The sequence below is a fragment of the Streptomyces sp. CLCI03 genome (genome assembly GCF_053615355.1).
Genome location: NZ_CM132132.1, coordinates 6,752,963 through 6,776,571 on the forward strand (window position 1 = coordinate 6,752,963; position 23,609 = coordinate 6,776,571).

The window sequence follows — 23,609 nt, forward strand, 5'->3', positions numbered from 1 at the left end:
CCGGTATGCCTTCCTCGCAGTGCGGTCCGCGGTCGCGGACGCGCCGAAGGCTGCCGCAATCGTGGAGGCACTGGCAGGCGCACCCGCGTTCGCACCCGTCCTCGCCGCATTCGACGGCGCACGAAGCTGACCCTTCCCGGATCGTCCGGCGGACCCCACAGGGGGAGGGTCGGCTCGCTCTCGGGGTCCCGTAGCAGCTTCCAGACACGGGAATGAATCATGGCCAAGACGGCCTTCGTGCGCACCAAGCCGCACCTCAACATCGGCACCATGGGTCACGTCGACCACGGCAAGACCACCCTCACCGCCGCCATCACCAAGGTCCTCGCCGAGCACGGCGGCGCCTCCTTCGTGCCCTTCGACCGCATCGACCGGGCCCCCGAGGAGTCCCGGCGCGGCATCACCATCAACCTCACGCACGTCGAGTACGAGACCGACACCCGGCACTACGCCCACGTCGACATGCCGGGGCACGCCGACTACATCAAGAACATGGTCACGGGCGCCGCCCAACTCGACGGCGCGATCCTCGTCGTCTCCGCGCTCGACGGCGTCATGCCACAGACCGCCGAGCACGTGCTCCTCGCCCGGCAGGTCGGCGTCGACCACATCGTGGTGGCGCTGAACAAGGCCGACGCCGGGGACCCCGAGCTCACCGACCTGGTCGAGCTGGAGGTCCGTGAGCTGCTCACCGCGCACGGGTACGGCGGTGACGCGGCGCCGGTGGTACGGGTCTCCGGACTCGGGGCGCTGGAGGGCGACCCGCGGTGGACGGAGGCGATCCAGGCGCTGCTGGACGCGGTGGACACGTACGTACCGACCCCGGTGCGCTACACGGACGCGCCGTTCCTGCTGCCGGTGGAGAACGTGCTGACCATCACCGGGCGCGGGACCGTCGTGACCGGCGCCGTCGAGCGCGGCACCGTACGCCTCGGGGACCGCGTGGCGGTCCTCGGCGGTGACGGCGAGCCGGTCCTGACGGTCGTCACCGGGCTGGAGACCTTCGGGAAGCCGATGGAGTCCGCCGAGGCCGGGGACAACGTCGCGCTGCTGCTGCGCGGGGTACCACGCGACGGCGTGCGCCGCGGGCACGTGGTGGCCGCGCCGGACAGCGTGACGCCGCAGCGCCGGTTCACGGCGCAGGTGTACGTGCTGTCCGGGCGCGAGGGCGGCCGTACGACACCGGTCGCCAGCGGCTATCGGCCGCAGTTCTACATCCGCACCGCCGACGTGGTGGGGGACGTGGACCTGGGCGAGGCCGCCGTGGCCCGACCCGGGGAGACGGTCACGATGACCGTCGAGCTCGGCCGGGACGTCCCGCTGGAGTCGGGTCTCGGCTTCGCGATCCGCGAGGGCGGACGGACGGTCGGCGCGGGGACGGTGACGGCCGTACTGGGGTGATCCGGATCTGATCCCGGTCCGATCCGGACCCCTCTGTGGTGGCGGTGGCCCGGCTGCGCCAGACTGCCGTCACCACAGGCATGCGCGGAGGGGCGGGCGGAGATGAGCGGCGACACGGCACTGGTGCTCGGCGGCGGGGGACTGACCGGCATCGGCTGGGAGTGCGGAATCCTGTACGGCCTCGCCCGCGCGGGCGTGGACCTCACCACCGCCGACCTGGTCGTCGGCACCTCCGCCGGTTCCGTGGTCGGGGCCCAGCTCACCTCCGGACTGCTCACCGCGCAGGAACTGTACGAGCGCCAGCTCGGGGACCCCTCCGGCGAGGCCACGGCGAAGCTGGGGGCCGGTCTCCTCGCCCGGTACGCCGTCGCGATGGCGCGCTCGCGCACCGCGACGGCCTACCGGCAGCGGGTCGGCGCCATGGCCCTGGCCGCCGACACCGGCGCGGGCGGCGAGGCCGAGCGGCGCAAGGTCCTGGCCGCCCGGCTGGTCTCCCACGAGTGGCCCGAGCGCCGGCTCGTCGTCACGGCGGTGGACGCCCTCACCGGTGAGCTCAAGGCGTTCGACCGGGGGAGCGGCGACGGGCTCGTCGACGCGGTCTCGGCGAGCTGTGCGGTGCCCGGGGTGTGGCCGCCTGTCACCGTCGGCGGCCGCCGCTTCATCGACGGCGGAATCCGCTCCGCCACCAATGCCGACCTGGCCGCCGGGTACGCACGCGTGGTGATCCTCGCCCCGATGTCGCTCGGTTCGGGCCTGGTCCCCTCGCCGTCGGCGCAGGCCGAGCGACTGCGGGAGGCGGGGGCGCGGGTCGTGCTGATCACCCCGTCGACGGCCGCCCGCAAGGCCTTCGGGCGCAACGTGCTGGATCCGGCGCGGCGTGAGCCGGCCGCCCGGGCGGGCCTCGCGCAGGCCGAGGAGCACGTGGAGGCGACGGCGGCGGTCTGGTCCGCCGCGGCCGCCTGAGGGCTGTTCGAAGCCCGCCCGGCCGCTGCCGGACAATGGACCGGTGAGCGACGAACAGATCCCGGTCGTCCGGGACGTGGGCCAGGGCACCGCCAAGCTGATGCCGGACGTGGACCGGGAGCGGGCCTGGCTGCTGACGGTCGACGGGGCCCCGCAGTCGTATGTGGACCTGGACGATCCGCAGCACCTGGAATTCGAGTACGTACGCCGCCTCGCGCACGTCCTGGACTGCGCCGCCGAGCCCGGCCTCGCGCTCGACCTGCTCCACCTCGGTGGCGGCGCGCTCACCCTGCCGCGCTACGCCGCCGCCACCCGGGCCGGATCCCGGCAGACGGTCGTCGAGTTCGACGCGGGCCTGGTCGACCTCGTGACCGAGCACCTGCCGCTCGCGGCGGACTCCGGGGTCACCGTCCACACCGCCGACGCCCGGGCCTGGCTGGAGGCCGCGCCCGCCGCGAGCGTGGACCTGGTGGTGGCCGACGTGTTCGGCGGCTCGCGGGTGCCGGCGCAGTTGACGTCGGTGGAGTACGCCCGGGCGGCCGCGCGGGTGCTGCGGCCCGGCGGGCTGTACGCGGCGAACCTGGCGGACGGGGCGCCCTTCGACTTCCTGCGGGCGCAGGTGGCGAACTTCGCCGAGGCGTTCGCGGAGCTGGCGCTGATCGCCGAGCCGGGGGTGCTGCGGGGGAGGCGGTTCGGGAACGCCGTACTGCTCGCCTCGGACGCCCCGCTGGAGGTGGGGGCACTGGCCCGCAGGTGCGCGGCGGACGCGTTCGCGGCCAGGGTGGAGTACGGGGACGGGCTGGCCCGGTTCCGCAAGGGCGCGGTGCCGGTGGCCGACGTGGACGCGGCTCCTTCCCCGGTGCCGCCGGAGGGCGCGTTCAGCCTGGGGTGAGCGGCCGGGGCCGACGGCGTCCCGACGGCCGACGAGGTCTCGGCGACCGACGGCGTCTCAGCGACCGACGGCGTCGGCGGGCGCAGCGGGGGGAGCGGGCTCGGCCGCGGCCGCCGTCGACGTCGCCGTCACCGGGACGATGGTCTTGCTGTGCGTCCGGCGGGTCATGCGGCGGACGTCCGGGACCAGCAGCACGAGTGCGGTGGGCACGACGACCAGCACGGCGCAGCCCCACAGGGACGAGGTGCGCCCGAAGGCCGATTCGGCGGGCCCGGCCAGGGCGGTGGCCAGCGGAAGCATCGACACCGAGCCGAACCAGTCGTAGGCGGTGACCCGGGAGAACTTCTCCTCCGGGATCTCCTGGTGCATCGCGGTCATCCAGTTCACACCGAAGACCTCGATCGCGGCGCCGCTGACGAACATCACCACGCACAGCCCCCACACGGGCAACGGCACGGCGAGTCCCGCCGAGGGCAGCGCCAGCGGGAACACGCACAGCGTGCCGACGAGCAGCAGGCGGCGCGGCTTCCACGCCATCATCAGGACGGCTCCGGCGATGGTGCCGACGCCGAAGAAGGCCAGGGCCACGCCCCAGGGCGCGGGCCCGCCCAACTGGTCCCGGGCGACCAACGGCCCGTAGACCGCGTCGGCGGCCCCGACGACGGCGACCACGACGGAGAACTGGAGCACGATGCTCCACAGCCACGGGCGGGTCCGGACCTCCACCCAGCCCTCGCGCAGATCGGACAGCAGACCGCCGCCCGGTGCCCGGTCCGGTACGTGGCTGACGTCGAGGAAGGCCCGCAGGGCGCCGGCGAACGCGAAGGCGGCCGCGTCGGCGGCCAGCACCCAACCCGGGCCCACCGCGGCGATCATCGCGCCGCCGAGGGCCGCGCCGCCGATGCCGGCGCCGTTGATCGCCATGCGGAAGAGCGCGAAGGCGCGGTTGGAGTGTTCGCCGGAGACGGTGGAGAGCAGCATGCCCTCGGCCGCCGGATTGAAGAAGGCCGTGCCGGTGCCGCACAGGGCGGTCAGCAGCATCATCTGCCACAGCTGGGGTTCGCCCGCGAGGACGAGGACGGCGAACGCTGCCTGCGAGAGGCAGTTCAGGACGTTGGCCGCGACCATCACGCGGTGGCGGGGCAGCCGGTCGGCGATGGCGCCGCCGATCAGCAGGAAGAGGACGAGCGGCAGCGTGCGGGCGGCCGCGATCAGTCCGACGTCGCCCACGGATCCGCCGGCCTCCATGACCGCGAAGGCGGCCGCGATGTGCGCTCCGTGGCTCCCCAGGTTCGTGATGATCGCCGCACCCGTGAGCAGGCTGTAGTTGCGGCCGGCCCACTCGGGTCGGCGGCGGTTCACGGGCGTACGGGGTGCTGCGCTGCGGGGAGAACTCACCCCCGGACTATCCCCGCCCCGGGCCGAGAATCCAAACGGATTCGCCGGCCCGGGCCGTGGGACGGATCACGGCTGGGTGAGCCGGATGGAACTCATGATCTTGTTGGAGACGTCGTCCGGAACCTCGTCCTTCACCCCGGCCGCGCTGATGAGTACGAAGCTGGCGAAGTCACCGACGGCGTTCTTGAAGCCGAAGCCGACCGTCTTGCCGTCGGTGGAGCACTTGTGCTCCTTCTTCAGGTTCGGAGCGGTCGCCACGACCATGTGGCCCTTGATCCCGGAGGAGGTCGTGAACTCCTTGGCCGCGGCCACCTTGACCGTGCCCTTGGGCTCCTTCTGGGCGAAGGCCGCCCAGGCCCAGGCACTGGTGTTGTCGGTCGCCACCTGCGCGGTGTCCTTGGCGCCCTGGGCACCCTTGATGCCGGTGTCCGCGAGCGAGAACTTCTCGACCCTGCCGTCCGCGTCCTTGTCGACCGTGCACCACTCCTCCTTGAGGGTGGCGGTGCCGCTCATCGTGATGATGGGGCTTCCGTCGTTCTTGACCTCGTCGTGGAAGGAGAGGCTCACGCCGGATTCGTTGACGTTCCACTCGGGGGGCACGTCGTAGCTGACGCCGTACTTGGTGTTGACGACGACCTTCCAGCCCGGGATGACGGGCTGGGCGTTGCCGCCGGCCCGCGGGTTCGGGCTGCTGCCCGCCGGAGCGGGTGCCTCGACCGGCGCCGAGGGGCTTGCCGCCGGCTTGTCGTCGGCCTCGGTCTTCTTGTCGTCCCGGGTCAGGACGAACGCACCGGTCGCGGCGGCCACGACGACGACGGCGGCCGCGGCGACGATCGCCACGGTCTTGGTCGAGTACGGGCTCCCGCCGCCGGTGGCGGCGGGCTGGGGCGGCTGCGGCAGTTGGGGCTGACCCCACTGCTGGCCGGGGGCGCCCTGGGGCGGCTGGTACCCCGGCTGCTGCGGGTAGCCGTAGCCGGGCTGCTGCTGGTACGGGTTCGGCTGCCCCGGCTGCTGCTGGTACGGGTTCTGTTGCGCGTCCTGAGGGTTCTGTTCTCCCCCGGGCGGCTGCTGCTGTCCTGGCCACATGGCCGGTAACGATAGTGGCCGTGGCCACGGGGAGCCACGGCCGCCCCCTGGGGAGCTCTGGCCAACGGCGACTACTCACGGGTAACATCGCGTTCCATGAGCGCAGACCAGATGAACGTGGGCGAACTGCTCGCCGCGACCGTGCCGATGGCCCGGACCCTGAACCTCCAGTTCCTGGAGACCACCCCCGAGCGCGCGGTCGTCCGGCTTCCGGACCAGCCCGACTACCACAACCACGTCGGCGGCCCGCACGCCGGCGCGATGTTCACCCTCGCCGAGTCCGCGAGCGGCGCGATCGTCCTGGCCGCCTTCGGCGACCAGCTCTCGCGCGCCGTCCCGCTCGCCGTGAAGGCCGAGATCGGCTACAAGAAGCTCGCCAAGGGCGTCGTCACCGCCACCGCCACCCTCGGCCGCCCGGCCGCGGAGGTCGTCGCCGAACTCGACGCCGGTGGCCGCCCCGAATTCCCGGTCACCATCGCCATCCAGCGCGAGGACGAGGCCGTGACGGGCGAGATGACCGTCATCTGGACCCTGCGCCCCAACGCCTGACGGCCTCCGTCGCGCGGCGCCGCAGGCGCGCCGCCGCTGCCGGAGGGCTGAACCTCGGCGCCGCGGTGGCGCGTCTCGGTGGACCCGGCGGGCGCGCGGCGCACAGTGGGCGCGGGAGCGGTCCGGCGCGGGCCGCTCCCGCCGACCCACGCCGCAGGGAGCGCCCATGAGCGAGGCCGTGTCCAGACGTTCCGCGATGCGACTCCTCGCGGCGGCGGGCACGGCGGGTACGGCCCTCGCGGCGAGCGCCTGCGCGCCCGGCGTGCCGCCGGGCGCGGGCGCCCCCAGGACGCCGCCCACCGCACCGGCCGGCGCAGGCGCCGGCGCCAAGGGCCCCGCCCGCATCGACGCCCTGCTGGAGCGGCTCACCCTCGACGAGAAGACCGCCCTCCTGCACGGCGCCCCCGACCCCACCTCCCTCGGCCAGGCCGGCTACGTGCCCGGCGTGCCCCGCCTGGGCATCCCGCCGCTGCGCCTCACCGACGGCCCCGCCGGGGTACGCGTCGCCCGACCCGCCACCGCCTTGCCCGCGCCGGTCCTGCTCGCCTCCGCCTTCGACCCGGCGCTGGCCCGCGAGTACGGCCGCGTCATCGGCCGCGAGGGCCGGGCACTGGGCCAGGACGTCGTGCTGTCCCCCATGGTCAACCTCATCCGTACCCCGTATGCGGGCCGGAACTTCGAGACGTTCGCCGAGGACCCGCGCCTGACCGCCGACCTCGTTGCCGAGATGATCCGCGGCATCCAGGACGAGGGCCTGATCGCCACCGTCAAGCACTTCGCCCTCAACAACCAGGAGCACGGCCGCGACACGGTCGACGTGATCGCCGCCGAGCAGACCCTCCACGAGACGGAGCTACGGGGCTTCGAAGCCGCGGTGGCGGCCGGCGCGGGCGCCGTCATGGGCGCCTACAACAAGGTCAACGGCGTCCACGCCTGCGAGAGCAAGCCGCTGCTCGACGAACTGTTGCGCAGCGGCTGGGGGTTCGACGGCTGGGTGATGTCCGACTGGGACGCCACCCACAGCACCGTCGCCGCCATCGGCGCCGGCCTCGACATGGAGATGCCCGGCGGCACCCACTTCGGTGCGCCCCTGCGCGAGGCGGTGCGCGGCGGATCCGTACCCGAGAGCGCCGTCGACCTCGCCGTCCGCCGGATCCTCGCCACCATGGACCGCTTCGGGCTGCTGGCGGCGCGGCCCGCCACCCGGCCCCCGCGCGACTCCGCCGCCGGGGCCCGGACGGCCCGCAAGGTGGCCACCGCCGGGGCCGTACTGCTGCGCAACGAACACGGCACCCTGCCCCTGACCGGCGCCTCCGCCCGCTCGATCGCGGTGATCGGACCGACCGGCCAGGTGCCCTTCGTCGGCGGCGGTGGCAGCGCGCACGTGATCCCCGACGGGGCGGACGGTCCGCTCACCGCCATCCGGCGACGGGCGGGGAACGGCTCGACCGTCCGCTACGCCCTCGGGGAGGACGTGTACGGGAGGCCGCTCCCGGCGAAGCTGCTGACCCCGGCCGTCGACCTGGAGGCGCGGGCCGTGGAACCCGGGCGGGTCTGGAGCCAGGAGGCGGAGTTCCGCCTCGCGGCCGACGACGAGTGGACCCTGCTCGTCCACTACACCGGGAAGCGGCCCGTCGTGCGCCTCGACGGGAAGGAACTGTTCCCCGTCCGGCAGGGCGTGGCCGAGTACTTCGCCGGCGGACTGCTCGGCTCCGCACCCGACGGGATGAGCGTCCGCCGCACCACCATCGCCCTCAAGGCGGGCACCCACCGGCTCGCCGTGACCGCCGAGGGCGGCGACAAGGGCCAGCGTTTCCGGCTGCGGCACACCACCGGGGCGACCCGCGCCGCGGACCTCGCCGAGGCCGTGAAGACCGCGAAGGCGGCCCGCAGCGTGGTGCTGTTCGCCTACGAGGACGCCACCGAGGGCCGGGACCGCACCTCCCTGGCTCTCCCCGGCGGGCAGGAGCGGCTGATCGAGGCCGTGGCCGCCGCGAACCCCCGTACGACCGTCGTGCTCAACACCTCCTCCAGCACGACCATGCCGTGGCTCCCGCGTACCGGAGCCGTCCTCCAGATGTACTACCCCGGCCAGGAGGGCGCGGGAGCCACCGCCGACCTCCTCTTCGGGGACGTGGACCCCGGCGGCCGCCTCACCCAGACCTTCCCGGCCGACGAGCGGGCCACCCCGGTCGGCGGCGAGCCGCTGCGCTACCCCGGCGTGGGCGGCCGCCAGGAGTACTCCGAAGGCATCCACGTCGGCCACCGCTGGTACGACGCCCAGCGCGTGACCCCGCTCTTCCCCTTCGGGCACGGGCTCTCGTACACCACCTGGCAGTACGAGAAGCTCACCGTCCGGCCGCAGCGCGGTGGGCTGCGCGTGGAGTTCACCGTCCGCAACACCGGTCGCCGCAAGGGCACCGAGGTGGCCCAGGTGTACGTCGGACCTTCCACGGAGCTGGAGCTCGACCAGCCGGTCCGCGCGCTGGCCGGCTACCGGCGGCTCGTCCTGGCGCCGGGCCGGGCGGAGCGGGTCACCCTCGACATCGACGCACGGGCCCTGTCGTCGTGGGACCCGGAGCAGCACGCCTGGGTGCTGGGTTCCGGCCGACGCCAGGTGTTCGTGGGCCGATCGTCGCGTGAACTGCCACTGAGGTCCAAGGCGGTCGTGGCGAGCCGATAGGCTGCCCGTTCGGCGTGTCACAGGGGGCGCGCCGGGGACGACACGGGAGGACGTACCGGTGCACATCCAGGAATGGCTGGAGACGATTCCGGCGGTCAGCATCTATCTCCTGGTGGGTCTGGTCATCGGGTTGGAGAGCCTCGGCATCCCGCTGCCGGGAGAGATCGTCCTGGTCAGCTCGGCGCTGCTGGCCTCGCAGCACGGGGAGATCGACCCCGTGATCCTGGGACTCTGCGCGATCACCGGGGCGATCGTGGGTGACTCGATCGGCTACGCGATCGGCCGCCGGGGCGGCAAGCCGCTGCTGGAGCGGCTGGGCCGGCGCTTCCCCAAGCACTTCGGGCCCCAGCAGGTGGCCCTGGCGGAACGCTCCTTCGAGAAGTGGGGCATGTGGGCCGTCTTCTTCGGGCGGTTCGTGGCCCTGCTGCGGATCTTCGCCGGGCCGCTGGCGGGCGTGTTGCGCATGCCGTACTGGCGCTTCCTGATCGCCAACGTCTTCGGCGGCATCCTCTGGGCGGGCGGCACCACGGCCGTCATCTACTCGGTCGGGATCGTCGCCGAGCCGTGGCTGAAGCGGTTCTCCTGGCTGGCCCTGGGACTGGCCGTGCTGTTCGGCCTCGCCGTGACGCTCGTGGTGCGCAGCCGCATGAAGAAGGCGGCCGCGGCCGCCGGCACCGCCGAGGCGGAGATCCCCGCACAACAGTCGGCCCCGGCCACGGTCGGCGAGTAGCGGCAGCACGGTTCACCGCCCGCCCGCCCGCTCAGCGGGTCAGGCCCGCCAGGACGGTTCTGGCGGCGGCACGGAACTCCTCGTCGTCGCGGATGATCTCGGTATGGCTGCCCGAGCCGATGACGCGACACTCCCCGTCCGCGAGCAGCCGTACACGTTCGCGTCGGGTGGGGGTGAACGCGGCGGGTCCGAGGGCGGCGAGTGCCTCCAGGGAGTTCCGAGCGGAATGAAGGTGCCCGCCCGGCCGCACCGATGAGAGGACCCGGTCGGCGAGATCGGTGAGCCGGACACCGGCCGGACGGTCATCGCCCGGGTACGCGGCGACCAGCGCCCGTGCGGCGCCCGCCACCGTCTCCGGTCGGTCGAGCATCGGCAGCAGATGAGGGGTGGCGGCCGGCCGTGCGGCGGGGCCGAGGAGGGCGGCGACCGCGGCCGCCTGGTTCGCGACCCGGTGGCCCCATGGCCTCGTCGCCCAGGTCAGGCCTTCCAGGATCATGGGCAGCACGGCATCCTGATCGGCGGTCAGCTCCCAGACCGTGGCGGCCGCCGTCAGTCCCGCCTGGGCCGTGTCGAGGGCGGTCCGGGTCTCCGGCGGCTCGGCGAGCAGTGCGAGGAGCTGGGGGAGCATCGGACGGGCCTGCTCGCCGAGCGGAGCGACGGTCCGCAGGCACTGGTCACGTGCGCCGCCCCGCTCACCGAGTGCGTCGCCCAGGACGGCGATCAACGGGCCGGCGTCGCCCGTCAGGGAGTGGAGGGCGCTCGCGGCCGCCTGACGGTTCGCCGGGGGACCGGTTCCGGCGTGGGCCCGAAGCGCGGTCACCGCGTCGGGGTCCCGCTCGGCGTCGGCGACCGCGGCGAGCGCCCGGCAGATCGGGAGGGGGTGGTGGGGCAGCGCGTCCATCAGTTCGGGCAGCGCGGCCCGTGCCGCGGGACCCCAACCGGCCGACAGACCGGCGAGATGCACAGGCTCGTTGACGGCCGCGAGGCCGCCCCCGTCGCCGTATCGCGACCGGCGCCCGCGCGGCGTCGCGGCGGCGGCCGTCACGACGGCCAGCCGCGCGCGGACCGCGTCGAGGAGCACCGGGGTGCACGGCAGCGGAGCCGGGCGCGGGCCGAGGGTGCGTCGGAAGGCGGCCTCCAGCGCGTGCGGCCGGTCCGCGAGCCGGGGCGCGAGGAGTTCCCCGGCCTCGGGCGCGCCCAGCGACACCAGGGCCGCGAGGGCCCGGTCGGCCGTTCCGTCCGTCCCCCGGGAGAGGCGGACCAGTGCCGGCACCGCCTGCGGGGCGGGCTCGGCCCAGTCGCGCACGGCGGAGACGACGTCGTCGGCGGCGGCCGGAACATCGAGCAGCGGCAGCATCGCCGGCAGCAACCGGGCCGGCGCGGCCCGTGAGCGCAGCGCGAGCGACTCGGCCGCCCAGGTCGCCTCGGTGACCGCCGTCCCCGGATCCGCCCCGGCGCGTACGGTTTCCACCGCGCGCTGCAGCGCCGCGACGACGACATCGACCGCCGCGTCGACATCGCCGCGCTCGCGCAGGCCGTCAGCGAGGTCCTTCAGCGGTTCGCCTCGCCACTGACTGTCCGTCGTGTGCCGGTCCAACGGCGACAACGCCGCCACGACAGAGGCCAACTTCCGATCCCAGGGACGACCCGTTTCCACGCACGCCAACAGGGCCGCCACGCGCACCGGCGGAGCCTCCGCCGGGCTCAGGGCGATCGCGGCCATCCCCTCGGCCGCGTCCGGATCGACCCGGACGCACGCGGTCAGCACATCGGCCCGCACCACCGGATCGGTCTCCGACTCCCAGCGCCGGCGCAACGCCGCACGGGTGTCCGGGCCCGCAGCCGGCCCGCACCGGGCCACCGCCCACGCCGCGCACTGCCGCACCTCGGGGACGGCGTCCGCCAGCGAGGGCAGCAACGACGGCAGCTGCGCGACGACCGCCGCGCGCGCCGCGCCCTCCCGGGCGAGGCCGCGCTCGTCCGTGCTCTCGGCGACCGCCCCCAGCATGCCGAGCAGGTGCGCGCGGCGCACACCCGCCTGCGCGAGGCGAGCCAGGAACGGCACGGCCGCCACCGTGGCCTCGTACACCGAGCCTTGGTGAACGAGGCTGTCCCACAGTTCCTGCTCGGCCTCCGCCGCGGCCTCTTCGGTGGAGGCGGTCAGCGTCCGCAACAGATCGGGGACGTCCTCGGCGGAGCCGTAGGCATGGTGCAGTTCGGACCACGCGATCCGGTCGAGGCCCGCGAACACAGCGGCAAGATCCATGCGGCGGATCCTGTCAGACGGCTCCGACAACGCCACGCCCCCCGGCGGAGACGGCCTAGACCTCCGGGGTCACCGAGGCGCGGTGCTGCTTGGCCAGCTCCACGTACATCAGGGCGTTGACCTTGATGCCCTCGCGCTCCTCGTCGGTCAGCGCACGGCGCACCTTGGCGGGCACGCCCGCGACCAGTGAGCCGGGCGGGACGACCATGCCCTGCGGGACCAGGGCCTGGGCCGCCACCAGCGAACCGGCGCCGATCACGGCACCGTTCAGTACGGTCGCGCCCATGCCGATCAGGCAGTCGTCCTCGACGGTGCAGCCGTGGACGACGGCGTTGTGGCCGATGGAGACGCGCTCGCCGATCGAGACCGGGAAGCCGGGGTCCACGTGCACCGTGCAGTTGTCCTGCACATTACTGTCGGCGCCGAGCGTGATCGGGCCGCAGTCGGCGCGCAGCACCGCCGAATACCAGATGCTCGCGCCGGCGGCGAGGGTGACGTCGCCGACCGTGACCGAGGTCGGAGCCGTGAAGGCCGTCGGGTCGATGTCCGGGGTCTTGCCGCCGACACCCGCCACGAGTGCCTGGGCCGCCTGGTACGTCATGTTCTCTTCCTCTGCCGTCTGTCGTCCGGTTGCCGCGCCAACAGCACCGTAGGCCACGCGCGGCATCGTGCCCGCGATGGGGTGAAGATCACAGGAGTGTGGTCGGGGCGACGCGGGTCGGGCGCACTACCGTGGCCGGGTGCCGAAGAAACAGAACACGTTCTCATCTCTGACGGCCGCGCGCCGCCGGTTGGCGAGCCGCGTGGTCCACGCCGGCTGGCGCTGGATGCAGCAGGCCGGTGCGGTCACCGCGCAGACTCCGGGGCGGCTCAGGTTCGGGGCGATCGGTGACAGCACCCGGCTCGCCTTCCCGCAGGGCACCGTCTTCGGTGAGCGCTGGATAGAGCTCGGCTCGCACTGCATCATCGGCGAGCAGGTCACCCTCACCGCCGGGATGATGCCGGACCTCGACCTCGGCGCCGAGCCGATGCTCGTCCTGGGCGACGGGGTGGTCATCGGCCGGAACAGTCATGTCATCGCCGACGCCCGGATCGCCATCGGGTCCAACACCTTCTGCGGCCCCGGCGTCTACATCACGTCCACCAACCACAGCTACGACGACCCGCACGAGCCCGTCGGCCGGCAGTGGCCGCGCAGCGAACCCGTGGAGATCGGCCCGGGATGCTGGCTCGGTACCGGCGCGGTGATCCTGCCGGGCGCGCGCCTCGGCCGCAACGTGGTCGTGGCCGCGGGAGCCGTCGTACGGGGCGAGGTGCCCGACCATGCCGTGGTGGCGGGGGCGCCGGCCCGCATCGTACGGCGCTGGCAGCCCGAGACGGGCTGGCAGCCGCCGCTGCGCACGCCGACACCGGTGCCGATCCCGGACGGGATGACCCCGGAGCAGCTGCGCGGTCTGGCCGAACTGACGGAGGCCGAGCTCGCGGAGATCGAACTTGCCGAGGCCGAGCGTTCGTAGCGGCCTCCGGCGTCGGAATCGCTCAGCCCGCGGCCAGCAGAACCGTTCCGGCGAGGGCCAGGCCGGCGCCGGCGGCCTGGACCGTGCGCAGTCGTTCCTTGAGTACGGCGAAGGCGGCGAGTGCGGTGATCACCGGGTAGAGCGAGGACAGTACGGCGGCCATGGTGACCGGGCCGTTCTGGGCGGCTATCGAGTACGTGCCGTTCGCCGCGACGTCCGCGAGGCCCACGAAGGCCAGGGCGGGCAGCAGCCCCCACAGGATCTTCGGTCCGGTGCCCGCCGGAAGCGCGGGTATGCCGCGCCGGGTCTGCGCCCACAGGGCGGCGCCTCCGACGGTGACGTTGGTGACCCGCTGCACGAAGAGGGCCAGGAACAACCCCGTCACGGTGGTGGACGCCTCCGCGATCAAGGCCATCACCGCGCCGAAGCCGAAGGCCGCGACCAGGGTGAGGACGACGGCCTGCCGCTGGACGGGTGCGCCGCGCAGCTCCGGTCCGCCCGCGAGGACGATGCCGACGACCGCCACGGCGATCCCCGCGAACTGGCCGAGCCCGGGCCGCTCACCCAGGATCAGCCCGGCGGTGACGGGTACGACCACGCCGAGGGAGCCCAGCGGCGAGACCACGCCCATCGGGCCGAGGGCCAGCGCCTTGTAGAAGCTGAGCATGGCGACCGGCCCGACCAGACCGGCGCCGACCGCGAACCACAGCTGCGGACCGGCCTCCCGCCAGGCGCCCGTGCCGAGCACCACCGCGCCCAGCACGACCACGGCGACGACCTGCGAGACGACGACCACCGTGAGCGCCGGGATCCGGCGGGTCAGCAGCCCGCCGCCGAAGTCGGCGAGCCCCCACAGCACGGCTGTGGCCAGGGCGAAGAGGGCGGTCATGGGGCCTCGCAGTACAGTGCGGTGAACGCTGGAGTGCAGCATCGAACACAGAACACGTTAGTTCACTCTGTTGGACCGTGTCATCCAAAATATTGGACGGAATGGTGTCGGACCTCGAACAGCTCACCCAGGCGCTCGCCCGGAACCTCAAGCGGTGGCGCGGCGAGCGCGGTTTCACCCTGGACTCCCTGGCCGCTCGCGCGGGAGTGAGCCGCGGGATGATCATCCAGATCGAGCAGGCCCGTACGAACCCCAGCGTCGGCACCACCGTCAGGCTGGCCGACGCACTGGGCGTCAGCATCTCCGCGCTCCTCGACCACGACCGGGGCCCGCAGGTCCGGATCGTCCAGCCGGACCAGGTGGTACGGATCTGGTCCAGCGAGGCGGGCAGTTCGACGACGATGCTGATCGGCACCGACGAGCGCGGGCCGATGGAGCTGTGGACCTGGCACCTGGTGCCGGGCGAGGGGACGGACTCCGTCGCGCACCCCTCCGGCACCATCGAGATGCTGCACGTCACGGCCGGGGAGCTGACCCTGGTGGTGGGCGAGGAGGAGTTCCGCGTGCCGGCCGGGGCCGCGGCCACCTTCGAGGCGAACCTCGCGCACTCCTACCGCAACGACGGCTCCGTACCGATGGAGATGACCCTCGCCGTGTCGGTCCCCCCGGTCTCGGCGCCGGGCCCCGCGCACACGCACGGGGGCGGCACCGCCTCGACCTCCTAGGTGTGTTGTTCGGACAGGTTGGTGGCGCGGCTGGCGGGGGTTTGGCCTGCGATGCCGGTGTGGGGTCGGTGGTAGTTGTACCAGTGCAGCCAGTCGGTGAATGCTTCCATCCGTTCTCGGTCCGAGGTGTAGGGCCGTTGGTAGGCCCATTCCTCGAGCAGGGTGCGGTGGAAGCGTTCGACCTTGCCGTTGGTCTGTGGCCGCCAGGGGCGGGTCCAGCGGGGGCTGATGCCCAGCTCGCGGCAGGTGCTCCGCCAGGTGTTCCTGCTGTAGGACCAGGCGTTGTCGGTAAGGACCCGCTCGACGCGGATGCCCAGGGACGCGAACCACGCGGTGGCCCGGGTGAGAAAGCCTGCGCAGGTCGGGGCGGTCTCGTCGGGCAGGTCCTCGGTGTAGGCGAGGCGGGTGTGGTCGTCGAGGGCGGTGTGGAGGTAGGCGTATCCGGCGCCGTTGCGGCGGTCCTTGTTCGGGCTGCCGGCGGCCCGGCCCAGGACCTTGTGGCCGCCTCCGTCGGGGATCCGGCCCAGCTTCTTGACGTCGATGTGGATCAGCTCGCCGGGGCGGGCGCGTTCGTAACGGCGGACGGGCTCGCCGGTGGCCCGGTCCAGGGCGGCCAGGGGTGGCTGACCGTGCCGGGCGAGGATGCGGTGGGCGGTCGAGGCCGCGATGCCGCAGCGGACGGCGAGCCGCAGTGGGCCGATGCGGTGTTCCCGCCGCAGGCGCAGCACCTCGGCCTCGACCTCGGCAGGTGTCTTTCGGGGCTGGTGGTGGGGGCGGCTGGAGCGGTCACCCATTCCGGCGACGCCGAGCTGTCGGTAGCGGCCGGCCCAGCGGGCCGCGGTGGTGTGGCTGACCTGGAAACGTTCCGCGGCCCGCCGCACGGGCCATCCGTCGTCCACGACACAGCGGGCGAGACGAAGTCGTCCGGTCTCGGTCAGCGGGGCGTTACGGTGGACCACGAGGGCCTCCTCGGCTAGGTGCAGATGTCGCAATCCACACCGAACCCGGAGGCCCTCACCCATTTCAAGCACCCAGCACGTGTGTCACCAACGTCCCGGGACAACACACCTAGGCCGTCTCTTTCGGATCTTGCCGGGCCCGGCCCGCCCGGCACGGCACCCCGCCGCGTTGTCGGGGCACATGAGTACGTCCAGTACACGAGCGCCCCTCCGCCTTGCGAGGCACCGCACCGGACGACCCGGGCTCGGCCGACAAGATCCCAAAGGGGCGACCTAGAGCGCCGGGATCTCGATCGCCGGGCAGCGGTCCATGACCATCGTCAGCCCCGCCTCACGGGTACGGGCGTAGGCGTCCTCGTCGATCACGCCGAGCTGGAACCAGACGGCCTCCGCGCCGACGGCGGCCGCCTGGTCGGCGACCGGACCGGCCAGCTCGCTGTTCACGAAGACGTCCACCACGTCCACCTTGAACGGGATCTCCGCCAGCGAGGCGTACCCGGGCTCGCCGTGCACCGTCTCGGCCTTCGGGTGCACGGGGATCACGCGCTTGCCGAACCGCTGGAGCACGCGGGCCACCCCGTAGGCCGCGCGGTCCTGGTTGTTCGACAGGCCCACCACGGCCCAGGTGTCGCCGAGCTCGGTGAGGATCTTGCGGATGGTTGCCGGATCGCCGTACACGTGTGCCGCCTCCTGGTGTTCTCGTTCCCGCAGACCCTGACGACGGTTTCCCCGCCGCCCTCGGACCGGCGCTCTGCCGGGTCAACCGAAACGGCCCGCGCCCGATTCCCGGACGCCCGTCCCGGGGCCGCTCGGTAATCTGTCGCTCCGTTCGAACGGATACGAGGGGTGGCACGTGGACACGCTGGTGGAGGCCTCCGTCGTGGAGGCCCTGCGCACGGGTGACGGCGAGGCGGTCCGCCTCTACGTGGCCGCCTGCGCCGAACGCGCGGCGCCCCTGTTCATCGGCTTGCGGGCGGGCATGCCGGACCGCGCGGCCGACCTCGACCTCTGTGTGGAGTCCGTGCGCGACCTCTGGTTCGCCGACCGGGCGCTGCCCGATGCCGCCGAGCGGGTACGCGCGCTGGAGGGCTTCCCGGAGCTGCGGCCGTGCGAGGAGGGCATCACCGATGTCGCGGGAACGTACGCCTTCTTCGGTGTCCTCGTCCTGCGGCACGCACTGCGGGCCAACGCCTCGGCGGACGCCGACCACGCACTGTCCTGCGGTCATGCGGCGCTCACCGCGATGGACCTGCTCGACCGAAATCGTTTCGGTGGCGCCGCCTTCCGGGCCGAGGAGGAGGCACTGCAGGCCCGCTCGCTCAGCGGCGATGCCGCGGGCCTGTGGGAAGCGAGCGTCGCGTCGGGGCGCGAGAGGTTCCGGGCCGTGCTGGGGTGCCTACCCCGTTGACGGGTCCACGTTCCACCTCGGCGGGAGCGGCCCGTCGCAGAAGACGCAGACGAAGTACTCGTCCCGGACGATGTTCAACTGCGCGCAGGCGGGACACCTACGGAACACCACCTCGTGGGTGAAGCCGCCCGGACGCCCGATCCCGGCCGCGTCCAGGGCGTCCGCCACGGCCGGCCACGAGCAGGTGCCCGGGCAGTATCCGGTCGACTGGTTGCTCACCTCGCGGACCACCCACCGCCCGGCCTCCCGCCCGAAGGTCATCTCCCCGGCGCTCAGCACCGGGCCGCCACCCGCGCACACCACGTGCTCGCTCCGCCGCGGCGCGAGCCGCAGCACACCGGCGCCGTCCACGACGAACGTCACGGGCTCGGACAGCTCGGCCGCCGCCCGGCCCGCGGCCCAGTCCTGGAGGTCCTCGGCCGAGCGGATACGCCGGCCCTCGCCCTCCGGCCGGACGAGCGCCCTCAGCTCGGCCGGTCCCACGTACCGGTAGTTCCGCCCCCGTGATTCCATACCCGCCAACCTAGGGCCTGTCTTTCGGATCAGGGCGGATCAGCCCGCGGCGTCCGGTGTCGTGCATCGCAAGGCCGAGGAGGGAGTCCATGCGGAGCATCGACGACCGACGAGAACGCGGCGAGGTGCGGCGCCAGACGCCGCGGGCCCGGCATGATCCGAAAGACAGGCCCTAGGGGGTGCCGTGGGCGATGCCGCGACCTCGTCACGGGCGGGAGGGGGCCCGTTCCGTACCGCTTAGGGTGGTGAGGTGAAGGCAGACCAGTACGTGACGGTGGCCCGTGAGGGCATGCACGAGTCCGAGATCAACCGCTCGCGCTTCCTCTGCTCGCTCGCGCCGGCCGCGACCGAGCAGGAGGCCCAGGACTTCGTCGCGCGCATCCGCAAGGAGCACCCCACCGCCTCGCACAACTGCTTCGCCTACGTCGTCGGCGCCGACGCCTCCGTCCAGAAGGCGAGCGACGACGGGGAGCCCGGCGGCACCGCCGGGGTGCCCATGCTGCAGATGCTCATGCGCCGCGACATCCGTTACGCCGTCGCCGTCGTCACCCGCTACTACGGCGGCGTGAAGCTCGGTGCCGGCGGGCTGATCAGAGCCTACGGCGGAGTCGTCGGCGAGGCTCTCGACGAACTCGGCACCGTCACCCGGCGCCGCTACCGGCTGGCCACCGTCACCGTCGACCACCAGCGGGCCGGCAAGATCCAGAACGATCTGCGCTCCACCGGCCGGACCGTGGTGGACCTGCGCTACGGCGCCGAGGTGGAGATCGAGGTGGCCCTCCCCGAGGCGGACCTGCCCGCCTTCGAGGCCTGGCTCGCCGACACCACCGCGGGCAGCGCCGGTCTCACCCTCGGCGGGGAGACGTACGCGCCCTGAGCGCCCCCGGGGACGGGTTAGCGTAGAGGGGTTCAGCGAGCGGGAGACGACCAGGGGGAGACGGCATGCGCGGCGGGGCCGGCGAGTGAAGTTCCTGCACACCTCCGACTGGCACCTCGGGCGGGCCTTCCACCGGGTCAACCTGCTCGGCGCCCAGGCGGTCTTCATCGACCACCTCATCGAGACCGTGCGCGAACGCGAGGTCGACGCCGTCCTGGTCGCCGGTGACATCTACGACCGCGCCGTGCCCCCGCTGCCCGCCGTCGAGCTGTACGACCGGGCCCTGCACCGCCTGGCCGACCTGGGCGTACCCACCGTGATGATCTCCGGCAACCACGACTCCGCGCGCCGGCTCGGCGTCGGCGCCGGACTCATCGACCGGGCCGGGATCCACCTGCGCACCGACCCGGCCGGCTGCGCCGACCCCGTCGTCCTGACCGACGTACACGGTGACGTGGCGCTGTACGGCCTGCCGTACCTGGAGCCCGCCCTGGTCAAGGATCAGTTCGGCGCCGAGAAGGTGAGCCACGAGGCGGTCCTCGGCGCCGCCATGGACCGCATCCGGGCCGACCTCGCAGGCCGCGCGCCCGGAACCCGTTCGATCGTCCTCGCGCACGCCTTCGTCGTCGGCGGACAGGCCAGCGACAGCGAGCGCGACATCACCGTCGGCGGGGTCGAGGCCGTACCCGCCTCGGTCTTCGACGGCGTGGACTACGCCGCCCTCGGCCACCTCCACGGCAGCCAGACCATCGCCGAACGGGTCCGCTACTCCGGTTCCCCGCTCGCCTACTCCTTCTCCGAGGCCGACCACCGCAAGACCATGTGGCTGATCGAACTGGGTGCGCAAGGGGACATCGTCCACGCCGAGCGCGTCGACACCCCCGTACCCCGCACCCTCGCCCGACTGCGCGGACGGCTGGAGGACCTGCTGAGCGATCCGGCGCACCAGGTGCACGAGGACGCCTGGGTCGAGGCCACCCTCACCGACCCGGTCCGACCCGACGACCCCATGGCCCGCCTCGCCGCCCGCTTCCCGCACACCCTCACCCTCGCCTTCGACCCCGAGGGCCGCCAGGAGGAGGCCGGCGCCTCCTACGCCCAGCGGCTCAAGGGCCGCAGCGACCAGGAGATCGCCGAGGACTTCGTCGCCCACGTGCGCGGCGGCGGCCACGCCGACGAGGCCGAACGGGCCGTCCTGCAAGGCGCCTTCGACGACGTACGGGCCGACGACAGCCACCGGGAGACCCACCGATGAGGCTGCACCGTCTGTCCGTGACCGCCTTCGGACCCTTCGCCGAACCTCAGGAGATCGATTTCGACGCCCTGTCCGGCGCCGGCATCTTCCTGCTGCACGGACCCACCGGAGCCGGGAAGACCTCCGTGCTCGACGCCGTCTGCTACGCCCTCTACGGTTCCGTGCCCGGCCCCCGCCAGGCCCCCGGCACCAGCCTGCGCAGCGACCACGCCGCCGCCGACACCCCGACCGAGGTGACCCTCGAACTCACCGCGGGCGGACGCCGGTTGGAGATCACCCGGCGGCCCGAACAGGAACGCCCGAAGAAGCGCGGCACGGGCACCACCAAGGACAAGGCCCAGAGCCGGCTGCGCGAGCACACCGGCGAGGGTTGGGAGCCGCTCAGCCGCTCCCACCAGGAGATCGGCGAGGAGATCGAGCAGCTGCTCGGCATGAGCCGCGAGCAGTTCTGCCAGGTCGTGCTGCTGCCGCAGGGGGAGTTCGCGAAGTTCCTGCGCGCCGACGAGGCGGCCCGCGGCCGCCTGCTCGGCCGACTCTTCGACACCCGCCGCTTCGCCGCCGTCGAGGCCCTGCTCGGCGAGCGCCGCCGGGCCGCCGAGGCCAAGGTCCGCGCCGGCGACGAGAAGGTGCTGCACACCGCCCAACGGCTCGCCCAGGCCGCCGGCGACAGCGCCGACCTCCGGGCCTGGCCGATGCCCGGCCACCAGCCGGGCGATCCCGGACTCGCCGAGGCCGTCCGCGCCTGGGCGGCCGTCGCCCGCTGCGCGGCCCGCGAACGTCTCGACGTCGCCGAGTACGCGCTGGCCGCCGTCGAGAGCCGGCACGCCGCCGCCCGGCGGGCCGCCGAGGACGCACGGGAACTCGACCGGCTCCAGCGCCGCCACGCGGAGACCCTCCGGCGGGCCGCCCTGCTGGCCGAGGCCGCACCCGAACGGGACCGCGTGCGCGACCTGCTGGACCGGGCCCGGCGCGGAGCCCTGGTGGCCCCCGCCCTGGAACTGCGCGGCGCCGCCTCCGCCGCGCACCTGGCCGCCGCGCACGCCGAGACCTCCGCCCGGGCTCAGCTCCCGCCGGCGCTGGGGGAAGCGGGCGCCGAGCAACTGGCCGACGTCGAGCAGCGCCTGCGCGAGGCCTTGGGAGCCCTCGGCGCGGCGCAGCGCTCCGAACAGCGCAGCGCCGAGATCGGCCGCGAACGGGCCGACCTGGAACGGGAGTCCCGCGCCGCCGAGGAACAGCACCAGGAGTCCGCCGAGTGGCTGGAGCGCTGGGAGGCGACCCGCGCGGCGCTGCAGGAGCGCGTGGACGCCGCCCAGCAGGCCGCGACCCTGGCCGAGCAGCTCGCGGGCCGACTGGAACCCGCCCGCATGCAACTGAACTCCGCCCGGCGACGGGACGAGCTCGACGGCGACGCGACGCGCGCCGCCGGTGAACTGCTCACCCTGCGCGAGGAGTCGGCCGCCGCCCGCGAGCGCTGGCTGGAGCTCAAGGAGGCCCGGCTGCGCGGCATCGCCGCCGAGCTCGCCGAGGCACTGGTCGCGGGGGAGGCCTGCACCGTGTGCGGGTCCGCGGAACACCCCGCTCCGGCCCGTCCGGCCCCCGGCCACGTGGACCGCGCGGCCGAGGACGCCGCCCATGCCCATCTCGAACGGGCCGAGCAGGCGCGGGCCGCCGTCGAGCGCCGGCTCGCCGCCGCGCAGGAGGCCCGCGCCGAGGCCGCGGCCGCCGCCGGGAACGCCACCACCGCCGAACTGCTCACCCTGACCGCCGACCTGAGCGATCGTCATGCCGCCGCCCATGCCGCGGCCGCCGGCCTGCACGCCGCCCGGGAACAGCTCGCCCGGGCCGAGCGGGAGCACGCCACGCGCAACGCCGACCGGCAGGGCGCCGAGAACCGGGCCGCCGCCAGGGCCTCCCGACGCGAGGCCCTGGACCGCGAACAGGCCGGACTGGAGGCCGAACTGGCCCTCGTCCGGGACGGTGCGCCCACCGTCGCGGCCCGTGCCCGCACCCTGGAGGACCGGGTCCGGATCGTCTCCGGCGCCGCCACCTCGCTGCGCCGGGCCGAGACCACCGCGGCCCGGCTGAAGGAGGCCGACGACCAGCTCGCCGACGCCTCGTTCAAGGCCGGGTTCGACACCGTCGAGGCCGCCGCCGACGCGGTGCTCCCGGAGTACGAACGCACCGCGCTCCAACACCGGATGGACGCCTGGCAGACGGAGGAGGCCCTGCTGGCGGACCGCCGTCGCGAGACCGGCGCCGCCCAGGCGGCAGCCCTGCCTCCGGCCGCACCGGACGCGGCCGAGGCGGCCGCGACCTCCGCCGCGGCGAAGCTTCGTACGGCGGGGTCGGCGGCCGACGCGGCCCGGGTGCGCTGCGCGGAGCTCGACCGGCTCTCCCGGCAGGCCGAGCAGGAACTGCGCGCGCTCGGCCCGCTGCGCGAGGCCTACGACCGGGTCGCCCGGCTGGCCGGACTCACCGCCGGCACCTCCGCCGACAACGAGCGCAAGATGCGCCTGGAGGCCTACGTGCTGGCCGCCCGCCTGGAGCAGGTGGCCGCCGCCGCGACGGTACGGCTGCTGCGCATGTCCGGCGGCCGCTACACCCTGGTCCACTCCGACGCGCGGGCGAGCGGACGGGGGCGCTCCGGCCTCGGACTGCACGTGGTCGACGCGTGGACCGGCAGCGAGCGGGACACCGCCACCCTGTCGGGTGGCGAGACCTTCTTCGCCTCGCTCGCCCTGGCGCTCGGCCTCGCGGACGTGGTCACGGACGAGGCGGGCGGCATGCGTCTCGACACCCTCTTCATCGACGAGGGCTTCGGCAGCCTCGACGACCAGGCGCTGGACGAGGTGCTCGACGTCCTGGACGCACTGCGCGAGCGGGACCGCAGCGTCGGCATCGTCAGCCACGTCGCCGACCTGCGGACCCGCGTCCAGACCCAGCTGGAGATCGTCAAGCAGCGCGGCGGCTCCGTGGTGCGCCACCGGACGGCGGCGCTCACGGACTGAGCGGCCTGCGGGGCAGCGGCGAGGAGTAGACGACGCTCGTCGTCACCGAACCGAGCCCCGCGATCCGGCCCGTGACCTCCTCCAGGTGCGCCATCGAACGCGTCGCGACCTTGAGGACGAAGCAGTCGTCCCCCGTGACGTGGTGGGCCTCCAGGATCTCCGGGGTGGCCTCCAGGAAGTCGTGGAAGGGCTTGTAGTTGCCGTGCGGGTAGCGCAGTCGCACCAGCGCGAGGATCGACTTGCCGAGCTTCTCCGGATCCACCACCGCCGTGTAGCCGGTGATGACGCCGCTCTCCTCCAGCCTGCGGACCCGCTCGGTGACGGCGCTCGCGGACATGGACACGGAGCGGGCGAGCTCGGTGAAACTGGCGCGCCCGTCCCGCTGGAGGGCTTCGAGGATCCGCCAGTCGGTGGCGTCAGGGGAATAGTCGGTCATGCTGCAGGTCTAGCAGGGAATTCCCCGGTCGGACAAGGAGAAGGCCGGGGAAAG

General features: G+C 73.7%; 21 protein-coding genes. 12 read left to right on the forward strand and 9 right to left on the reverse strand.

All coding sequences use genetic code 11. The features are described from left to right. Window positions 1-219 precede the first annotated feature (219 nt). The 3 genes from tuf (at window position 220) to ACWG52_RS31220 (ending at window position 3,256) form a co-directional block, all read left to right on the forward strand. Window positions 220-1,401, forward strand: a complete 1,182-nt coding sequence (gene tuf, locus ACWG52_RS31210) for an elongation factor Tu (protein WP_389808382.1) — start codon at window positions 220-222, stop codon at window positions 1,399-1,401. A gap of 102 nt (window positions 1,402-1,503) precedes the next feature. Next, window positions 1,504-2,364, forward strand: coding sequence for a patatin-like phospholipase family protein (locus ACWG52_RS31215; protein WP_389808384.1), 861 nt, complete (start codon window positions 1,504-1,506; stop codon window positions 2,362-2,364). A 100-nt stretch (window positions 2,365-2,464) separates the two neighbouring features. Next, window positions 2,465-3,256, forward strand: a complete 792-nt coding sequence (locus ACWG52_RS31220; RefSeq protein WP_453129087.1) for a spermidine synthase — start codon at window positions 2,465-2,467, stop codon at window positions 3,254-3,256. Window positions 3,257-3,313: 57 nt separating this feature from the next. Here ACWG52_RS31220 and ACWG52_RS31225 read toward each other — a convergent pair whose 3' ends face one another. Next, window positions 3,314-4,654 carry an MFS transporter gene (locus tag ACWG52_RS31225; protein ID WP_390135562.1) on the reverse strand — a complete coding sequence of 447 codons (1,341 nt, stop codon included), beginning with the start codon at window positions 4,652-4,654 and terminating at the stop codon, window positions 3,314-3,316. Window positions 4,655-4,720: 66 nt separating this feature from the next. After that, the gene (locus ACWG52_RS31230; RefSeq protein WP_389808389.1) at window positions 4,721-5,740 is read right to left on the reverse strand and encodes a hypothetical protein; all 1,020 of its coding nucleotides are present in this window, start codon (window positions 5,738-5,740) and stop codon (window positions 4,721-4,723) included. A 96-nt stretch (window positions 5,741-5,836) separates the two neighbouring features. Here ACWG52_RS31230 and ACWG52_RS31235 point away from each other — a divergent pair, with 96 nt between their 5' ends. The 3 genes from ACWG52_RS31235 to ACWG52_RS31245 all read left to right on the forward strand — a co-directional run bounded on the left by ACWG52_RS31235 (window position 5,837) and on the right by ACWG52_RS31245 (window position 9,702). Next, on the forward strand, window positions 5,837-6,289 hold the full coding sequence (locus ACWG52_RS31235) for a DUF4442 domain-containing protein (RefSeq protein ID WP_184791899.1): 453 nt from the start codon (window positions 5,837-5,839) through the stop codon (window positions 6,287-6,289). Window positions 6,290-6,455: 166 nt separating this feature from the next. Further along, window positions 6,456-8,972: a beta-glucosidase gene (locus ACWG52_RS31240; protein ID WP_453126548.1), complete on the forward strand. Its 2,517-nt coding sequence runs from the start codon at window positions 6,456-6,458 to the stop codon at window positions 8,970-8,972. A 58-nt stretch (window positions 8,973-9,030) separates the two neighbouring features. Then, on the forward strand, window positions 9,031-9,702 hold the full coding sequence (locus ACWG52_RS31245) for a DedA family protein (protein WP_389808395.1): 672 nt from the start codon (window positions 9,031-9,033) through the stop codon (window positions 9,700-9,702). 31 nt (window positions 9,703-9,733) lie between these two features. Here the strand turns inward: ACWG52_RS31245 and ACWG52_RS31250 are convergent, their stop codons facing one another. After that, entirely contained in the window at window positions 9,734-11,968 is a 2,235-nt protein-coding gene (locus ACWG52_RS31250; protein WP_453126550.1) for a hypothetical protein, read from the reverse strand. A gap of 55 nt (window positions 11,969-12,023) precedes the next feature. Continuing rightward, a complete protein-coding gene (locus tag ACWG52_RS31255) occupies window positions 12,024-12,569 on the reverse strand; it encodes a gamma carbonic anhydrase family protein (RefSeq protein ID WP_033220878.1) in 546 nt (181 codons plus the stop codon). A gap of 139 nt (window positions 12,570-12,708) precedes the next feature. On the opposite strand from ACWG52_RS31255, the gene ACWG52_RS31260 reads away from it, so the two are divergent. Then, a complete protein-coding gene (locus tag ACWG52_RS31260; RefSeq protein ID WP_389808400.1) occupies window positions 12,709-13,485 on the forward strand; it encodes an acyltransferase in 777 nt (258 codons plus the stop codon). A 22-nt stretch (window positions 13,486-13,507) separates the two neighbouring features. Here the strand turns inward: ACWG52_RS31260 and ACWG52_RS31265 are convergent, their stop codons facing one another. Beyond that, the gene (locus ACWG52_RS31265; RefSeq protein WP_389808403.1) at window positions 13,508-14,374 is read right to left on the reverse strand and encodes an EamA family transporter; all 867 of its coding nucleotides are present in this window, start codon (window positions 14,372-14,374) and stop codon (window positions 13,508-13,510) included. A gap of 104 nt (window positions 14,375-14,478) precedes the next feature. Between ACWG52_RS31265 and ACWG52_RS31270 the strand changes: the two genes are divergently transcribed. Continuing rightward, the gene (locus tag ACWG52_RS31270) at window positions 14,479-15,099 is read left to right on the forward strand and encodes a helix-turn-helix domain-containing protein (protein WP_389809084.1); all 621 of its coding nucleotides are present in this window, start codon (window positions 14,479-14,481) and stop codon (window positions 15,097-15,099) included. On the opposite strand, the gene ACWG52_RS31275 is transcribed toward ACWG52_RS31270, so the two are convergent. Together ACWG52_RS31275 and ACWG52_RS31280 are read right to left on the reverse strand one after the other, a co-directional pair. Continuing rightward, a complete protein-coding gene (locus tag ACWG52_RS31275) occupies window positions 15,096-16,058 on the reverse strand; it encodes an IS481 family transposase (RefSeq protein WP_453126552.1) in 963 nt (320 codons plus the stop codon). The two genes, ACWG52_RS31270 and ACWG52_RS31275, sit on opposite strands and share 4 nt — an antisense overlap. Window positions 16,059-16,331: 273 nt before the next feature. Then, window positions 16,332-16,736, reverse strand: coding sequence for a CoA-binding protein (locus tag ACWG52_RS31280; protein WP_030718939.1), 405 nt, complete (start codon window positions 16,734-16,736; stop codon window positions 16,332-16,334). A gap of 175 nt (window positions 16,737-16,911) precedes the next feature. On the opposite strand from ACWG52_RS31280, the gene ACWG52_RS31285 reads away from it, so the two are divergent. After that, on the forward strand, window positions 16,912-17,466 hold the full coding sequence (locus ACWG52_RS31285) for a hypothetical protein (protein ID WP_390135570.1): 555 nt from the start codon (window positions 16,912-16,914) through the stop codon (window positions 17,464-17,466). Here ACWG52_RS31285 and ACWG52_RS31290 read toward each other — a convergent pair. Beyond that, window positions 17,455-17,979 carry a hypothetical protein gene (locus tag ACWG52_RS31290; RefSeq protein WP_389808408.1) on the reverse strand — a complete coding sequence of 175 codons (525 nt, stop codon included), beginning with the start codon at window positions 17,977-17,979 and terminating at the stop codon, window positions 17,455-17,457. The genes ACWG52_RS31285 and ACWG52_RS31290 overlap by 12 nt on opposite strands. Before the next feature lie 250 nt (window positions 17,980-18,229). Between ACWG52_RS31290 and ACWG52_RS31295 the strand changes: the two genes are divergently transcribed. The 3 genes from ACWG52_RS31295 to ACWG52_RS31305 all read left to right on the forward strand — a co-directional run bounded on the left by ACWG52_RS31295 (window position 18,230) and on the right by ACWG52_RS31305 (window position 23,119). Continuing rightward, on the forward strand, window positions 18,230-18,856 hold the full coding sequence (locus ACWG52_RS31295) for a YigZ family protein (protein ID WP_389808413.1): 627 nt from the start codon (window positions 18,230-18,232) through the stop codon (window positions 18,854-18,856). Window positions 18,857-18,941: 85 nt separating this feature from the next. Beyond that, entirely contained in the window at window positions 18,942-20,111 is a 1,170-nt protein-coding gene (locus tag ACWG52_RS31300; protein WP_390169130.1) for an exonuclease SbcCD subunit D, read from the forward strand. Next, window positions 20,108-23,119, forward strand: a complete 3,012-nt coding sequence (locus tag ACWG52_RS31305; protein WP_390135574.1) for an AAA family ATPase — start codon at window positions 20,108-20,110, stop codon at window positions 23,117-23,119. Before ACWG52_RS31300 ends, ACWG52_RS31305 begins: the two co-directional genes overlap by 4 nt. Here the strand turns inward: ACWG52_RS31305 and ACWG52_RS31310 are convergent. Continuing rightward, window positions 23,109-23,555 (reverse strand): Lrp/AsnC family transcriptional regulator, encoded by a 447-nt coding sequence (locus tag ACWG52_RS31310; RefSeq protein WP_389808421.1) that lies wholly within the window; start codon window positions 23,553-23,555, stop codon window positions 23,109-23,111. The genes ACWG52_RS31305 and ACWG52_RS31310 overlap by 11 nt on opposite strands. Between the last annotated feature and the right edge of the window lie 54 nt (window positions 23,556-23,609).

What these genes read in the sequence shown, in the direction of transcription:
- ACWG52_RS31240 (WP_453126548.1), top strand. Translation starts at nt 6,456, where the DNA reads ATGAGCGAGGCCGTGTCCAGACGTTCCGCGATGCGACTCCTCGCGGCG.
- ACWG52_RS31230 (WP_389808389.1), bottom strand. Translation starts at nt 5,740, where the DNA reads ATGTGGCCAGGACAGCAGCAGCCGCCCGGGGGAGAACAGAACCCTCAG.
- ACWG52_RS31290 (WP_389808408.1), bottom strand. Translation starts at nt 17,979, where the DNA reads ATGGAATCACGGGGGCGGAACTACCGGTACGTGGGACCGGCCGAGCTG.
- ACWG52_RS31215 (WP_389808384.1), top strand. Translation starts at nt 1,504, where the DNA reads ATGAGCGGCGACACGGCACTGGTGCTCGGCGGCGGGGGACTGACCGGC.
- ACWG52_RS31305 (WP_390135574.1), top strand. Translation starts at nt 20,108, where the DNA reads ATGAGGCTGCACCGTCTGTCCGTGACCGCCTTCGGACCCTTCGCCGAA.
- tuf (WP_389808382.1), top strand. Translation starts at nt 220, where the DNA reads ATGGCCAAGACGGCCTTCGTGCGCACCAAGCCGCACCTCAACATCGGC.
- ACWG52_RS31310 (WP_389808421.1), bottom strand. Translation starts at nt 23,555, where the DNA reads ATGACCGACTATTCCCCTGACGCCACCGACTGGCGGATCCTCGAAGCC.
- ACWG52_RS31255 (WP_033220878.1), bottom strand. Translation starts at nt 12,569, where the DNA reads ATGACGTACCAGGCGGCCCAGGCACTCGTGGCGGGTGTCGGCGGCAAG.
- ACWG52_RS31250 (WP_453126550.1), bottom strand. Translation starts at nt 11,968, where the DNA reads ATGGATCTTGCCGCTGTGTTCGCGGGCCTCGACCGGATCGCGTGGTCC.
- ACWG52_RS31235 (WP_184791899.1), top strand. Translation starts at nt 5,837, where the DNA reads ATGAGCGCAGACCAGATGAACGTGGGCGAACTGCTCGCCGCGACCGTG.
- ACWG52_RS31220 (WP_453129087.1), top strand. Translation starts at nt 2,465, where the DNA reads ATGCCGGACGTGGACCGGGAGCGGGCCTGGCTGCTGACGGTCGACGGG.
- ACWG52_RS31265 (WP_389808403.1), bottom strand. Translation starts at nt 14,374, where the DNA reads ATGACCGCCCTCTTCGCCCTGGCCACAGCCGTGCTGTGGGGGCTCGCC.